Below are 14,348 nucleotides of genomic sequence, written 5' to 3' on the forward strand. Positions count from 1 at the left end.
TCACCCCCGAAAACCTTGGAGAAGGTGACGGGGGTGATTGCTGCTGACGTGAATTTTGGGGGGAGAGGGGCGCCAGGTGCCTACTTTGCCCGCCGCCGGCGCCGCAGCACGATCGCTCCGAGTGCGACGAGCAAGCCAGCCAAGCCGCCAGGTGCCTTCTGACCTGGCGTCGAACAACCGCAGCCGCCACCCTCCACCGACTCGGCACTCGCGCCGTTCGTGCCAGCTGCGCCGGCGCTGCCACCAGAAGTCAGACCCGCAGTCCCGCCGCTGCTGTTTCCGCCGGTTGCGCTGCCGCCGTTGGCGCTACCAGCCACGGAGCTCCCGGCGCTGCCAGCTGTGCCACCCGTAGCGGTCCCGCCGGAGCCAGCGGCTCCACCCGAGCTCGTCCCGGCTGCAGCAGCAGTTCCGCCGCTGCCAGCAACGCTCCCGCCTGTGCCACCCGCGCTGGTTCCGGCGCTTCCACCGCTGCTCATGCCCGCGGCGCCACCGCTCGTCGCACCAGCCGTGCCAGCGCTGCCACCCGCGCTGGTTCCGGCGCTTCCACCGCTGCTCATGCCCGCGGCGCCGCCGCTGCTGGTTCCAGCGCTGCCGCCGGTTCCTCCAGCGCTGGTTCCGCCGGTTCCTCCGGCGCTGGTGCCGCCTGTGCCACCCGCGCTGGTGCCACCGGCTCCGCCGGTCCCGCAGCCGTTGTCGAGGGCGCCGTCACAGTCCTCATCCACTGTGTTCCCGCACACCTCGGTGGTTGCGGTTCCCGGTACCGCGTCGCACTCAACGCCGGAGAGCGTGCCGTCGCACACGATGAAGCCGGAGGCCATGCACGCTCCGACGCCATCGCTGCAGGCGTCCCCGAGGGTGCTGAAGTCTTCGTCGGTGCTGTTGTCGCAGTCGTTGTCCTTGCCGTCACATAGCTCCGTTGCCCCAGGGAAACGCGTGGCGTCAGTGTCGTCGCAGTCGACGTTGCTCGGGTCCGTCTCCCCGGTGTCCAGACAGTCGCCGTCGTTGTTCGTGTCCCGGCCGATCTCGCAGAAGCCGTCCCCGTCGTCGTCGATGCGATCCCCACAGTCGCCGCTGGGCACCCCGAGGCCTGAGATCTCGTAGACCTTGTTGGTCCCGCTGACGTACAGCGAAAAGCCGCTGCCGGACGAGGACGGGCCGATGCCGAGGTCGGAAGCTTCGTTGCTTGCGAAACCGCTCGCTACCAGCTGCTGTTCGCTCGCGTCGTCGATGCGCTGATTGCCGTTGGTGTCGGTGAGGCGGTAGATCTGCCCGGTGTTGTAGGAGGCCACGTAGTAGACGCCAGCCGCGAAATCGTAGGCGCCCGAGTAAAGCTGCGTGCCGCTGATCTCCGCGTACTTGGTGATCTGACCATCCGCTGCCATGCGCCAGATCGTGTCCTGATCCGCTGTTCTGGCCGAGCCATCGGAGATGAAGAACACGTTGTTGCCAGCGGCCTCGATTTCATCGACGTCTTGAAAGGCGAACGGAGTGGAGTTGACCAGGGAGACCACGCCTGCCGGGGTGACTCGGGACAGACTCGTCGAGGTGTCCGAGGCGAACAGGTTGCCCTGGCAGTCGAAGTCGAGACCCGCCGCGTTTGCGTCTGCTCCGTCGTTCAGCGTGGCCAAGTTCGCTTGGGCCGTGCCGTCGAAGGCAAAGCGCTGAACGGGAGCCGGGTTCGCTCCGGTGCTAATGGCGTAGAGCAAGCCATCAGGCCCGATGCGAAGATCCGAAAGCACGCCGTTGAAGGTGCCCACGCCCTGGGCGATGCGACTGAACGAGTCATCCGTGTTCAGCACGTAGATATCTGTGCCGCCGCCGCCAATGACGAAGACGCGACCGTCAGCGGCAACATCCAGGCCGTGGAGGGTGCTCGCGCCGGTGAGGGTTACGGTTCGCGCGATGCTGAGGTCGCTCACCACCGTGGCTTGGGCGTGTGCGAGGTGAGTGATGCCAAGCAAGCTCAAGCTCGCGAGGGCGGAGTGAGTGAGTGTTCGTAGGTTCTTCATCGCGTGCCTCCAAAGCCAACAAGCTGCAACCGTTGCACAGTATACGGGGTGGGCGCCGGTTGCCGAACCGGAACCTGACAGCGCTACGGCGCGGGACTAATACGGGCGTGTCGGCGCTCTCCGACCAGGGGACGGCAGTGAAACCTTGGTTTCGGGTGAGTGGAGCGGCAGCAGGATGGAGGAAGCATGATTGAACGCACCGGATACATGAGCGATGTCAGCGGACTCGAACGACTCGAGTGTTTCGACGCTGCTTGGCAGGTGTCTGGCCACGGGCCCAAGCTGAAGGCGGTGCGCAAGGCGGCGTTCGGGCTGCGTGAACGCTTTGCGACGGGACCGCGGGTCGTCGCGGTGCGCACCCTGCCGGTGGCGACGTTGGCCTACCCCACCAAGTACGCGTTCTGGTCCGCACCGCTGCTTCCGTTTCCGTACGTAATCATGAAGCACCAATGCCTGCTCGTGCAGTTCTTGCAGCGAGGGGAGTTGAAGAACCTCCTCTTCAACCCGACGGACGATATCGCCTCCCGCGAGACGCCGTTCTTCAAGCGCATGATCGAGCAAGTGGGCGAGTACGTGGCGTTCAACGTGCTCCAGCAGAAGTTCGACAGCCTCGAGTCTCAGCTGTCGGCCCTCGGTCTGGACGGCTCGGACATCGACTATGTCGCTTTCGATCACTTTCACACGCAGGACTTGCGCGCACTACTCGGGACCTCGGGCCGCTCCGCCCGCTTCCCGAACGCCGTGTTGCTCGCCCCCGCCCGAGAGTGGGACGACTGGGATGACCTTCACCCGATGCAAAAAGCGTGGTTCGTGGCGGACGGAAAACGTGATGTGAACACCCAGCGGGTGTTGCTCACGGACGCAGACTACGCTTTGGGTGACGGCGTGATGTTGCTCCGCACACCAGGTCATACCTCGGGGAATCAAACGCTTTTCGTCAATACCCAGAACGGGGTTTGGGGCTGCAGTGAAAATGGCACCTGCGCCGACAACTGGAGTCCGCTGGACAGCAAAATACCTGGGCTTGCGCGGCTTTGTCGGCAACAGGACCTAGACGTGGTGATCAACGCTAATACCCCTGAGCTTGGGGCGACGCAGTACACCTCAATGGTCCTCGAGCGCACTTTGGTGGACCGCGTGGAGTATGCCCCGGCATTCGTTCAGATGTTCGCGTCGAGCGAGGTTCAGAGCTCGCCGCTGGCACCGGGCTTGAAGCCCACCGTCGCTTTCAAAAAGCTGCATTTCGGCCAGGTCACGCGTCCCAGGCGGCGTGTGCCGCACCCCGAGCAACGCGCAACGGTCTAGCCGACACGTCAAAGCGCCGTTCACGCGCTGAGGCACTCCCCAAGGCTGCGGCGGCAAGGGTGTCCTAGTGGCCGTTTCGGACACCCCGTGGGGTGAGGTTGACCCGTGTGCCGCGGCCCCGTTGCTCATGCGCGCAGGCACTTCCGCTTCCCGGCGGATTTAGAGTTCCGGGGTGCGAAACGGACTCCGTTTAAGGTCGCTCTTCAGCCGTTGGCGCAGGGCGGAAGAAGCTGAGCGCTTCCGAGAGGTTTGTGTCCCTCGGAAGCTTGAATCTCGAGGTTGTGTGGTTTTTCTAGCTATGAATCTCGTCGCCTAGGAGTGGCCAGCGGTGGACGATGCGCGGTAGGCTCACACAACGTTGCGACACTATTTCACCACCCACGAAGTAGCCCGCCTGGCACATGTGAGTCCGTCGACGGTCCTAAACTGGATCGATCGCGGCCTTTTGCCCGCACATCGCACGCCTGGTGGTCACCGACGTGTGCAGCGGGACCAGCTGATCGAGTTCCTGCGCAGCCACAACATGCCGCTGCCCGCGCAGCTGAGCGAAGTCCACAAGCTGTTGATCGTCGACAGCGACGCCTCGACGCTGCGAAGAGCAATTGACGCGTTGAAACAGTGTGCGCCTCAGGTTGAGGTCGAAGGCTTCGCAAACCCGATCGATGGCTTGCTGGCGTGCGGCGCAAGTCCCCCCGACGTGCTGTTGCTGGATGCCGCGATGGGGCATCTCGACGCGCTGGAAGCCTGCCGCAGGCTGAGCAGTGGTTGGGACCATCCAGTGCGAGTGATCATCACCAGCCGCACCCCTTCAGACTCCCAGCGCGCCGCGTATTTGCGCGCCGGCGCCCAAGGTTACCTGGAGTCACCCATCGACCCGAGCGAGCTCTTGCGGCTGCTTGGGCTGATGGAAGAAATTGCCGCGCGGCAATGACTAGTTGGTTTCGGGCAACGGTTCGTCGCCCAAACTATTGATGTCGACGCGCTTGTTGAAGGAGCGCAACACCGCTCGTTCTTCAACGAGCTCGTTGCCTTCTTGAGTCATGATGTCGATGCGGGTGATGCCAACGTCTGGGCAGTACAAGGTCGTGACTCGGCTCTGAGCCTCGGCGCCGCCGGCCTCCTCTTGAGTTTCCAAGCAACCCTTGAAGCTCCCCGCGGCGGTCTCGATTGCGACGTCCATCTGGGTGATGCGCACACGACCGTTCTTTCCCGCAAACTCGGCGCCCACCTTTAGAGGCGCCTTCAGCACCCAGCCCCCGCCAATGTCCCTCACCCCCTCTCGGGCGAGCTCGAGATGAGTGACCCGGCTGCCAATCTTGAGGTCCACGCGCTCATCTCGCACGTGGCTCACTTGGATCCAGAGGCTGCCAATCCGCTGGCCGTCACTGTACGTGTCGTAAGTGTAGACGAAGTCGTTGGGTAACGGGAGGTAGCGAGCAACCTCCGTGTCGGCAACTTCGGCCTTTGGTGGCACTGGTGGAGCAGGCTCAGCGCCACCACACCCCGCCAGCACCAATCCTAGGAGCAACGTTCCAGTCGCTTCGACGAGCCCGGGCGCGAATTGCCGCGCGGATAAGCGTCTGGAGCTGGACTCCTGGCGATCGCTGGCAATTGCGATTGTTCGCGCCTCCCGGGCGCGAATTGCTGACCGGGGCTCAGTGGGCGTGGGCACCGTGGCGCGCATACGCGTACCAGACTAGCGCACCGAGCAGCAGCAAGGTGGCGAGAAGCAGGTATTTCAACAGCGGATCCGGCTCGATCCGACGCCTGAGCTCCCTCGCTGCGCTGCGCACCTCGGGCGACTTGCCGTGTTCAATCAGGTTGGGGGCGAGCTCGCGTACCTGATGATAGTTGCCTAGTTCAAACGCCTCGATCAGGCGCTCGAGCTCCGGATCTTCCGGGAAGTCCAAAAGAAAGCGGGGCCGTTCACGCCCGCCAGCGTCCAGCTCTGCACGCCTCAGCCCTTGTTTGGCTGCAGCGCGCTTGCGCTTCTTGCGGCGCCGCTTCGGCGTATCGCCATCGACCTCGGGTGCCTCCATGGTCTCGTCCGAGGCGTCGCTCATGCTGCGGAACCTACATCGAGCCAGGCACTCAGTCGATGGAATCGACCCGCTGCAGGCCCTTGCGACTCACGACGACTCGCAGGCGGTGCCACGGGGTGGATTGATCGGCATAGCGCAGGCGGTACACCACCGCGATGTTGTAGACCCTGGGCGCCTTGTAGGAGCGGATGCTCTCGGTTTCGCGATCGGCCACCACCACGGTCTGCTTCGGGTCATCGGTGTGGGTCAGCCAGCGGTGCAGGTCCAAGCGGAAGATCTCGGCCAACCCATCGAAGTCCGGGCCCAGCGCGGCGAGGTGCTCATTGTCGAGCACGAACGACTTCTTGTGGCAGAGCACCGTCTCTGGCCGTGCGACCTCTTCGATGGCGTGCACCCGGGTGCGGCGACGCGCGGCGAGCACGTCTGGCTGCACACTCTGGAAAGGCACGAACCCTGAGTGCTCGTCTACGATCGCGATACGCTTCCCAGCGCGGTCGGTGATGTCCCAACGTCGATCCGGGAAGTGCCGTGCGACCACGTTGCTGAAGGTCTCCTGCAGGATCGCCTTCAGGCGATCCTTCACGGCGTACGCAATCACGGCAGCGAAGAGCCACGGCACCATCTGTTCGTTTGGCGCGACGCCGTTCCACAGCGCCGCGGCCACCGCGAAGGACATCGCGGCTCCTGCAGCAATCGCGTACAGCGCGTGACGGATCCAGCGGCCTGGTTCGCGAACCCGCGTCTGAAGCCACAGCACGCTGGAGGTGAAGCGTTTCAGCACATGGCGCTGGAACTCGAAGTGTTCGACCCGTTCCGGTCGCAGTGGCCCCGAGAGCTCCAAGTCGAGGCTGCAGTTTTGTCGAGCTTCGACCGCATCCAGGGCGCAACGGGTCAGTGCATCGACCAGCTCCTTCGGGCCGCCGCTGGTCTTCAGCTTCCGCGCGACGCGCCCGAAGAAGGCCTCGAACATCAGCGAGATTTCGGCCTTCACCCAGTCTGCTGCGGTGAGCGTCGTTTCGTCCATGTCGGCGCGAGCGCTGAGCTCCGTGTCGATGGCGCTTCGGAGTCCAGTTAGCACCTGCGGGCCGGTCTTGATTGCCCCGCGGATTTGCAAGTCGAGGCTGCGGGTCAAGCTCAGCGCCTTGCCCTTGCCAGGCTTCCTGACGATACCTGAGGCGTCGCGCCCGCGCGCCTGGCGTCTTGCTTCGGCTTCCACGCAACCCGATAGTTCACTCACGATGTGGCGCTCGGCGTTGGCCAGAGCGTCACGCAGGAGGCAGGAGATCAAGCGCAGGCCGTCCAGCGCCTCGGTGCGATCGCCCCTGAGCGCCTGGATGAGTCGGGTCAAGGGCTCCTGTAGTAGGTCGCGAAGTGGTTCCTCTCGGGGCGCCAGGCGCACGTAGCTCTTCAAGTCCGCGTAGATGTCGTCTTGACGGTACGTCTGACTATCCAAGCGGAAACTATCCGGCACGAAGAAGTACACCTCCCACTCGAAGCGCTCGAACAGCTTGAAGCGGTCCAGCAGGTTCCGCGCGCGGTACACCAGTGAGCACTGCAAATGGGTGCGGTCGTGGATGCTCCAGCGAACGCCCTGGTCCCGGCCGGGCGCTGTGGACTGCAGCGGAGGCGGTCTTAGGGACCACGGAGCGGCCGGGTCTAGGGAGTCCCGTCCGTGCTCTGGATCGTCGCGCAGCTCGGAGTCCAGCGCCGGCTCGAGTGGTCCAGACCGACCTGGGGACGCTTTCGAAGCCGCCGCCCGAGACCCGGGGCGCGACAGATAGAACATCCTGTTACGATACCGTTACGTTTGCGTCGCGCAACTGCCATGAACGCAAGCATTGCGGTAACTGCCCCAAAGCGCGCCCACAGTGCTGCGGCTTGGGGTGAAACCCCGCAGAATCTGGGTGATCAGAACTGGAAGTAGACGAACGGCACTGCCTGGGCGCTGACCATTTCGCGCACCCACAGCAGGAGGGCGAGCAGGATCGCGCCTTGGGTGAACGCCGGCGCCCGCTTGAACGTCTCCCGCGCCCACACGAACAGGCGTTCCGGGACGTAATGGCTCAGCAAGCCGAGGCTCAGCACCGCCAGCACCTTCGCCGGCAAGTTCGGATGGAAATGGGTCAGCTGTCCCAGCTGGGAGAACATCAGCCAGGCCTTCTGAAAATTATCCGCGCGGAAAAAAATCCAGCACGCGCACACGAAATGGAAGGTCACCAGCACACCGATCAGTGTGCCCCACCAAGTGCGAGGCGGGCTCCAGCCCTTGCCCGGGAGGCGCTTCTTCGACTCCCCGTCCTCCCACACCCAGTAGGCGTGGCGCTCCCGAGCGGCGTTCACAAAGGCTTTCTGGACGGGTGATGAATGCCAGGCGCGATGGACTGCCAATGCGCCACCGTGCAACCCGCCCCACACGACGAATGTCCAAGCGGCCCCGTGCCACAGGCCACCGAGCAGCATCGTGAGCATCAGGTTGATGTACGTCCGGGCCTCGCCCTTACGATTGCCGCCCAGAGGGATGTACAGGTAGTCGCGCAACCACGTGGACAGGGAGATATGCCAGCGCCGCCAGAAATCTTGGATGTCCGGCGCCTTGTAGGGCGAGTCGAAGTTCAGGGGGAAGCGCACACCCAAGAGCAGCGCGGAGCCGATCGCCATGTCGGTGTACCCCGAGAAGTCGCAGTAGATTTGCACCGCATATCCCAGAACGCCTGCGTAGCACTCGAGGCTCGAGTAATGCATCGGTGCGTCGAACACGCGGTCTACCAAGTTGAGCGCTAGGTAGTCGCCGATGCAGACCTTCTTCACCAGACCGACGCCGATCAGGAACAAGCCCTCTGAGCCTTCGAGGGCGCTCCAGCGCGGCTGATTGGCGAGCTGCGGCAGCAAGTCGCGTGGGCGCACGATGGGTCCGGCGACCAGATGGGGGAAAAAGGCCACGAACGCGAGGTACTCGAGGTAGCTCTTCTGTGGCTTGATGTCCCCCCGGTACACGTCGATGACGTAGCTCATCGACTCGAAGGTGAAGAAGCTGATGCCGACGGGCAGTGCGATGCGCAGCGCGATGGGAGACGGGTGCATCCCCAGGGATTCGAGCAGCGCACGCGCTGTGTCGATCCCGAAGTTGAAGTACTTGAACACGCCAAGCACACCCAAGTTGACGGCCGCTGTGAGCACCAGCCACCGCTTCTTTTTCCCTGGATCTTGCTCCTTGTAGATGGCGTGGCCCAGCAGCCAGTCGATGGAGGAGGAGAAGAAGATGAGCGGCAAGAAGCGCCAGTCCCAGTGCGCGTAAAAGACGTAGCTCGCGAGCAGGATGAAGATCAGGCGGATCTTACGCGCGCGCACCAAGAGCAGGAGCAGCGCGAACCCGACAAGTGCGCCGACGATGCTTGGTACGGTGCCGTGCGGTAACGGAAGCTTCAGTGCCGTCAGGCCGAGGCCAAGCGGGTCGCGAGCAGCGTGGCGGTAGCTAAGCCAGCCAAGGGCGATGAAGTTCAGCGCTACGGCGGCGAGGGCAGCAGGCAGCGGCGGCGTTTCCCCGGTGTGCTTCTGGTGGCACAGGCGGAGAGACAGCAAGCCGGCGACGACGGTGATGCCGCCGTTGGTCAGTGTGGCGGGTAGGCTGAGCGAGTAGCCCGCCAGCAAGAACCACGGCAACAACAGCGCCCAGCGTCGACGCGCGAGCACCCAGGACACGACGAAGACGAAAGCGAGGAATCTGGCGTAGTCGAGGGTGTTGAACAGCACGAGTCGGACCGCTCGGTGGCCTCGCTGAGCGCGGCGAGCCACCATTTTTGTTGTTCGCGCCAGGGCCCGAGAAGGCAGACCCGAAAATGCAGAGGACGGGCGTAGAGGACAAAGGTCGCGGCGCCAACCCCTGGGCGCGCATTGCGGTGCGTTCGTGCCCCGTCGCGCTCCTTCTGCGTCGACGAGCGCGAAATCGTTCATGGGCTGAAATACGGAGCCCCTCTCCCCCGAACCCTTAGATAAGCCTGGGTTCCCTGCTCCGGCGGCGGCGTCCGACGTGGCGTTCGGGACTCAACACAACTTCACACTGGCCTTGGTTGACGACACCCAGATTGAGGCCAACGCTTCCCCCTGCATCATGGTCGGTCGTTTCATCCTGGGTTTGATCAAAGGCGTCTTGGTTGGCGCTGCCGTTGCGGCCGTATTGGTCAAGGGCCTAGGCATCGTGACCTGGGGCGCGCCCATTGCTTACGTGGCCGCGGTAGTGACCGGCTTGCTCACCGCGTTGGTCAGCGGCAAGGCGATTTGGGTGCGGGACGCTGGGGTCGAGAACGCCATCAAAGCCGTCGCCGCGGTGCTGATCGGGACCGTTGGCATGTACGCCGTACGAAAGTGGCTGCCCTACACCGTGGACCTCAGCATGCTTCAGGCGGGCGCTGGGAAGCTGGGGGATCTCCCGGCCGCTGCGCTGCCGATGGTTGGGACGCTGCTCGCCCTGATGTTCGAGATCGACAACACCGGCGAGTCCGCCAAGGAAGCAGGCCGCGAACAGGCGCGGGCGCGCATTGCCGAGGGAGCGAGTCACAAGCGGCTGGAAGACGTGGACGTGAGCGATGAGCTCGCTGCTGAGACGCCTGCTCGCCGACGCGCCCGTCACTAGCTCGCGAAGTGTGGCCGCCGATGCGTTGCCTGGCGCTAAGCTCCCGGCTGACTCCATGCCGCCTTCCCGCATCCTGCTCGTCGTGGCCACCTTGGGTGGTATCGCGCTGATGGTGCGCTCTGTTTGGGGGGAGCCGATTCCCCTCGAGTACGCCATTGCGGCTTTCATCGCGTACACGGCCCTGGCGACCGCAGGTGTGTTGTTTCCGCAGCTCGAGATGTTCGGTGATGTCCTGTGGCGAGGTGAGGCGGATCAAGGTGTCGTGCTCACCTTCGACGACGGCCCGCACCCTGAGCACACCCCGAGGATCTTGGATATCCTCGAGGAAAATAACGTCCGCGCGACGTTCTTCCTCGTGGGGCGCAAGGTGCGGCTACACCCGGAGGTGGTGAAGCAAATCGTAGAGCGTGGTCACGGCATTGGCCTCCACGGCTATCAGCACGATCGGCTCTTCTCTTGGAAGACGCCAAAGTACGTCGAGGAAGACATCGCCCGCACTCAGAAGGCGATTGAAGAAGCCTGCGGGCAGCGCCCAACGCTGTTTCGGCCTCCCATTGGTCATGTGTCGACGCGCACCGCTGCGGGTGCGAAGAAGGCGGGAGTGACCCTGGTCGCTTGGAGCGCGAAGGGCCGAGACGGCCTGAAGAACGCCGACCCCGACAAAGTCCTCGAACGCTTGCAGGCGGGCCTGAAGCCTGGCGCCATCCTGCTCCTCCACGACGCCGCGGAGCGTGACGACTTCACTCCGGTCGCGATCGAAGTGCTACCGAAGCTGCTCCAAGCGATCAAGGCGCAAGAGCTGCCCATCGTACCCTTGGAGAGTTTCCTCGAGGAAGTAAAGGCGCCTGCTTAGCGCGTCGGTGTCAGGCGTCGATACCGCTCCGGGCAAGCCCCAGCCAGACCTTCCGCGGTGCGTTGAGTTTCATGGGGGAGGGTAACGCTCAAAGTTCGCGGCGCGGAGGAAACACGGCGTTGGCCATCAACAGGCCACCGACCAGCGTCGCAGCCACCAAGAACATCCGGAAGACACCTTCCGTCCCGGTCAAAACATCTCGCTCCAAGAAGGAGCTCAGGCTGCGGAAACCAATCGAGCCAGGCACCAACAGCATGATGCCCGGAACCAACGTGATGCTCGCCGGGCGCTTTTTCAGGCGGGCAATCCAGTTGGAGATCGCTGCCACGACGAACGCACCAACGAACGCGCCGAGCTCTGGGCCCAACAGATGTGCACCGGCGCGTGCTCCCATGAAGCCGAGCACACTGGTCAACGCGATCAGCGGGATGTCCCGGCGCCGCGCGCGGAACAGCACTGCGAAAGCAAAGGGCGCGAGCACCAACGCCGTGAGCTCAGCGAAGCCCGGCAACGGTGCACTTGTGAACGTCGGAGGTGTCGACCCGAGCAGGCGATGCACCAGCTCGCGCCCTAGCCCCACGCCCAGGCCCATCTGCAAGAACGTCACCGCCGCGGCGGCGAAGCGCGCGGTGCCGCTCATCAAATGCGCCGTTGCGAGCTCACTCATGGCGACCGTGAGCGTCAGCCCGGGCACCAGCACGATCAGCGCACTCACGGTGATCACGCTCGGGCTGACGGCCATGTGATTGCCGAGGGCGAGCGCGACGGCTGCTGCCAAGCAGCTCGCCAGTGCCGGGTAGATGCGTCGGGTTGCCGTGCCTCGATCCATCCACAGGGTGAGCGCGCCGAGCCCAAGCCCCAGGATCGCAGACACCAAGACATCCAGCACGTTGCCGCGGAAGAAGGCCGCGGCGCTGGCTGAACTCACCCCGAAGGCGACAGGAGCGAGCCAATCGGGGTACGGATGCGGTGCGTTCGCGACCTCGTCCAGACGCTCAAATCCTTGCCGCAAGGAAATGGTGCCGTGGCCGATCGAGTCGATCAGCGCGTCGAGCTCAACCAGCTTGCTCAGGTTCACTTCGCCCGGGTCCACGCGCACCATATGGGTCTGGGCTACGCGGTCGTCTCCAAGCGCGATGAACAGCGACGTTGGCGTGGAGAAGAGCTGCGCGCGCAAGCCAAGACGCGCCGCACAGCCACCGAGCGCTTCTTCCAGGCGCAAAGCGCTCGTGCCCTGGGCGTGCAACACGCGACCGAGGCGCATCAAGAATGCGCTCGCGTCTTGCAGGTAGGCGATGTCGGCGTCGGTCAGGGTGCCGGTCGGCAGCGAGTTCTTGAGCTCGCTCGACAGCTCCGAGAGGTCGAGCTGGCTGGGTAGTTGAAGACCGATGCTTGGACGGGACGTGGGGGCGATCGAGTGCCGAGAGGAGTCAGTCATTGGCGAGAGCGGGCAGCTCCACGACGAAGCGCGCACCGCCCTCGTAGCTCGGGTCGAGGTCGATGGTGCCGCCTGCGGCTTCCACCAATCCGCGGCACACCGAGAGGCCAAGACCGGTGCCTTTGCCCACCTCCTTGGTGGTGACAAATGGCTCGAACAGTTGGTCCCGCACCGCCGGTGACACGCCTGGTCCGTCGTCTTCGACGCTCAGGCAGACGCCTTCGGGTTTGGGTTCGGCGCGCACTACCACGCGACCTCCAGGTCCGCACGCGTCCGCAGCGTTCAGCACCAAGTTGAGCAAAACCTGCACCAGCTGTTCTCGGCTCAGGCGCACCAACGGCAACTCGGGGAAGACGTCGACTTCGAGGGAGATGTCCCGCAGCGCCTTCTGGGGCGTGACCAGGGTCACGGTGTCGTAGATCGCCGTCTCTACGTCACCCCCGTCAGGGTTCGCTTGTTGGCTCGGTCGCGCGAACTGCAAGAGGTCGCGCAGGATGTTGTGGATGCGCTCCGTCTCTTTACGCATCCGCAGCAAGAAGTCCTTCTGCTCGGCTTCATCCAGGCCGCCTTCGATCAACAGGTCCTCGAGCCCGATCAGCGCCGCGATCGGGTTCCCGATTTCATGAGCTAGCCCAGCAGCGAGCCGCCCGACGCTCGCTAGGCGCTCCGAACGCACCAGGCTCGCCTGAGTCGCTTCGAGCTCGCGGGTGGCGCGTTCGACCTCGTCGACCTTCTTGCGCAGCGCCTCCTCTTCGGCGATCAGGTGCTCCGTCATTTGCCTCAAGGAAACTCCGAGCTCCGTCAGTTCGCGAGCGCCGGAGCGCGGCAGCTCGAGCTTGCGCGCGCCCTGGGCGACGCGACTGGCGGCGCGCCCGAGGCTGTCGAGTGGCCGGACGATCCAGCGGGTCAGCACGAAATAGCTGAGCAGGAGCAGGGCGAAGGCGATGACTGAGGTGTAGAGCGCGAACAGGCGCAAGAGCGGCGCGACCCGCGCGGCGTCATCGTCCGTGCGCAACACCGCGGCCACGGCGCCATGGGAATCTGGCACGACGACTGCGATGCCTGGCCCGTAGTTCGTTCGCGCCGGGAATACGCGCTCACTACCAGGATCGACGCTCTGGGGTAGCTCGTCGACGGCCACGGGCTCGCCGACACGCGCCACGGCTTTTCCCTGAGGATCATAGACTCCGATCGCCTCGAGCCCACTGGCGCCGATCTCGGAGTGCAGGAGCTCCATCAGCTCCGCGTGCGTCCGGCGCTCTCGAGCTTCAGAGACGTGTCCAGCGACCGCTCGTCCCAGGGAGCGAGCGCTAGCGTAGCGCACCTCCTGCAATGTCACGCGGGTGTACGTCGACACCGCGAAGTACAGCGGCAGAAGCCCGAGCAGCAGCAGGCCACCCAGCAGCAACAAGAGCTGCAATCGAAGCCCGGGCTTCACGTCATGCATTCTGCGGCAGGCGCGCCGCGGGCGCTAGATACAGCAAGGGCCGCGGCCCGTGATGCATCACGGAAACGCGGCCCAAGAATCTGTGAGAGCGCCAATCAGCTCTTGAAGGAGCGCTTGACCTCTTCGTTCATGAGCATCACGAGCATCCAGATGCCAAACGGCAGTCCAAGCAAGCAGCACGGTGAGATACACGGCACCATCGCGACCACGGTCGCGCCGACCGAAAGGCCCCAGCTCTCACCCTTGCGCGCCTTGGTCATCCCGAAGATGACGAACGCACCGATGGCGAGACCGATCACGCCGAACACCATGCCGAGGACGCCGGACATCAGGCTCTGCATGCCCTGGTCGCCACCGCTCATCGCTCCCATGCCAGCGCCCAGCAGGTTCATCACGAGCGACAGGAGCTGATAGGCGATGCCCAGGCCCATCGAGACCATGATGAAGATGGCGGGGAGGTTCACCTTCTCCAGCGCAGGGCCGCCGCCACCTCCGCCGGGAGGCGGACCATACGCACCGGGAGGGCCGTAAGGATTGCCGCCAGGAGGGCCGCCAGGAGCACCGAAGCCGCCACCAGGCGGGGGACCATAGGGAGGGGGATTGCCGTACGGATTATTCTGCATT

The 14,348-nt window shown here is 64.4% G+C and carries 12 protein-coding genes; 4 read left to right on the forward strand and 8 right to left on the reverse strand.

From position 1 onward, the window contains the following. Positions 1–80: 80 nt before the first annotated feature. A complete protein-coding gene (locus H6718_09445; GenBank protein MCB9585611.1) occupies positions 81–2,009 on the reverse strand; it encodes an MYXO-CTERM sorting domain-containing protein in 1,929 nt (642 codons plus the stop codon). A 186-nt stretch (positions 2,010–2,195) separates the two neighbouring features. On the opposite strand from H6718_09445, the gene H6718_09450 reads away from it, so the two are divergent. Next, complete coding sequence (locus tag H6718_09450) at positions 2,196–3,314, forward strand: hypothetical protein (GenBank protein MCB9585612.1); 1,119 nt, start codon at positions 2,196–2,198, stop codon at positions 3,312–3,314. Between the two features lie 358 nt (positions 3,315–3,672). Then, positions 3,673–4,245 (forward strand): helix-turn-helix domain-containing protein, encoded by a 573-nt coding sequence (locus H6718_09455; GenBank protein ID MCB9585613.1) that lies wholly within the window; start codon positions 3,673–3,675, stop codon positions 4,243–4,245. Here the strand turns inward: H6718_09455 and H6718_09460 are convergent, their stop codons facing one another. From H6718_09460 to H6718_09475, 4 genes are all read right to left on the reverse strand, one after another. After that, complete coding sequence (locus H6718_09460; protein ID MCB9585614.1) at positions 4,246–4,842, reverse strand: hypothetical protein; 597 nt, start codon at positions 4,840–4,842, stop codon at positions 4,246–4,248. 127 nt (positions 4,843–4,969) lie between these two features. After that, positions 4,970–5,377 carry a hypothetical protein gene (locus H6718_09465; protein ID MCB9585615.1) on the reverse strand — a complete coding sequence of 136 codons (408 nt, stop codon included), beginning with the start codon at positions 5,375–5,377 and terminating at the stop codon, positions 4,970–4,972. 28 nt (positions 5,378–5,405) lie between these two features. Beyond that, positions 5,406–7,142, reverse strand: a complete 1,737-nt coding sequence (locus H6718_09470; protein MCB9585616.1) for a hypothetical protein — start codon at positions 7,140–7,142, stop codon at positions 5,406–5,408. 122 nt (positions 7,143–7,264) lie between these two features. Then, on the reverse strand, positions 7,265–9,151 hold the full coding sequence (locus H6718_09475; GenBank protein MCB9585617.1) for an MBOAT family protein: 1,887 nt from the start codon (positions 9,149–9,151) through the stop codon (positions 7,265–7,267). A gap of 232 nt (positions 9,152–9,383) precedes the next feature. Between H6718_09475 and H6718_09480 the strand changes: the two genes are divergently transcribed. Continuing rightward, positions 9,384–9,986 carry a hypothetical protein gene (locus H6718_09480; protein ID MCB9585618.1) on the forward strand — a complete coding sequence of 201 codons (603 nt, stop codon included), beginning with the start codon at positions 9,384–9,386 and terminating at the stop codon, positions 9,984–9,986. Next, entirely contained in the window at positions 9,940–10,839 is a 900-nt protein-coding gene (locus H6718_09485; GenBank protein ID MCB9585619.1) for a polysaccharide deacetylase family protein, read from the forward strand. The genes H6718_09480 and H6718_09485 overlap by 47 nt, the downstream gene beginning before the upstream one ends. Positions 10,840–10,927: 88 nt before the next feature. On the opposite strand, the gene H6718_09490 is transcribed toward H6718_09485, so the two are convergent. The 3 genes from H6718_09490 to H6718_09500 form a co-directional block, all read right to left on the reverse strand. Continuing rightward, positions 10,928–12,277: a threonine/serine exporter family protein gene (locus H6718_09490; GenBank protein ID MCB9585620.1), complete on the reverse strand. Its 1,350-nt coding sequence runs from the start codon at positions 12,275–12,277 to the stop codon at positions 10,928–10,930. Further along, positions 12,270–13,715 carry a HAMP domain-containing histidine kinase gene (locus tag H6718_09495; GenBank protein MCB9585621.1) on the reverse strand — a complete coding sequence of 482 codons (1,446 nt, stop codon included), beginning with the start codon at positions 13,713–13,715 and terminating at the stop codon, positions 12,270–12,272. The genes H6718_09490 and H6718_09495 overlap by 8 nt, the downstream gene beginning before the upstream one ends. A gap of 104 nt (positions 13,716–13,819) precedes the next feature. Next, complete coding sequence (locus H6718_09500; protein MCB9585622.1) at positions 13,820–14,347, reverse strand: hypothetical protein; 528 nt, start codon at positions 14,345–14,347, stop codon at positions 13,820–13,822. Position 14,348 lies beyond the last annotated feature (1 nt).

Source organism: Polyangiaceae bacterium (assembly GCA_020633205.1).
Lineage (GTDB): Bacteria > Myxococcota_A > Polyangia > Polyangiales > Polyangiaceae > JAHBVY01.

Bases quoted from the DNA above. Each gene is read 5' to 3' on its own strand.
- H6718_09445 (MCB9585611.1), bottom strand. From the start codon at position 2,009: ATGAAGAACCTACGAACACTCACTCACTCCGCCCTCGCGAGCTTGAGC.
- H6718_09475 (MCB9585617.1), bottom strand. From the start codon at position 9,151: ATGGTGGCTCGCCGCGCTCAGCGAGGCCACCGAGCGGTCCGACTCGTG.
- H6718_09490 (MCB9585620.1), bottom strand. From the start codon at position 12,277: ATGACTGACTCCTCTCGGCACTCGATCGCCCCCACGTCCCGTCCAAGC.
- H6718_09500 (MCB9585622.1), bottom strand. From the start codon at position 14,347: ATGCAGAATAATCCGTACGGCAATCCCCCTCCCTATGGTCCCCCGCCT.
- H6718_09465 (MCB9585615.1), bottom strand. From the start codon at position 5,377: ATGAGCGACGCCTCGGACGAGACCATGGAGGCACCCGAGGTCGATGGC.
- H6718_09450 (MCB9585612.1), top strand. From the start codon at position 2,196: ATGATTGAACGCACCGGATACATGAGCGATGTCAGCGGACTCGAACGA.
- H6718_09485 (MCB9585619.1), top strand. From the start codon at position 9,940: ATGAGCTCGCTGCTGAGACGCCTGCTCGCCGACGCGCCCGTCACTAGC.
- H6718_09470 (MCB9585616.1), bottom strand. From the start codon at position 7,142: ATGTTCTATCTGTCGCGCCCCGGGTCTCGGGCGGCGGCTTCGAAAGCG.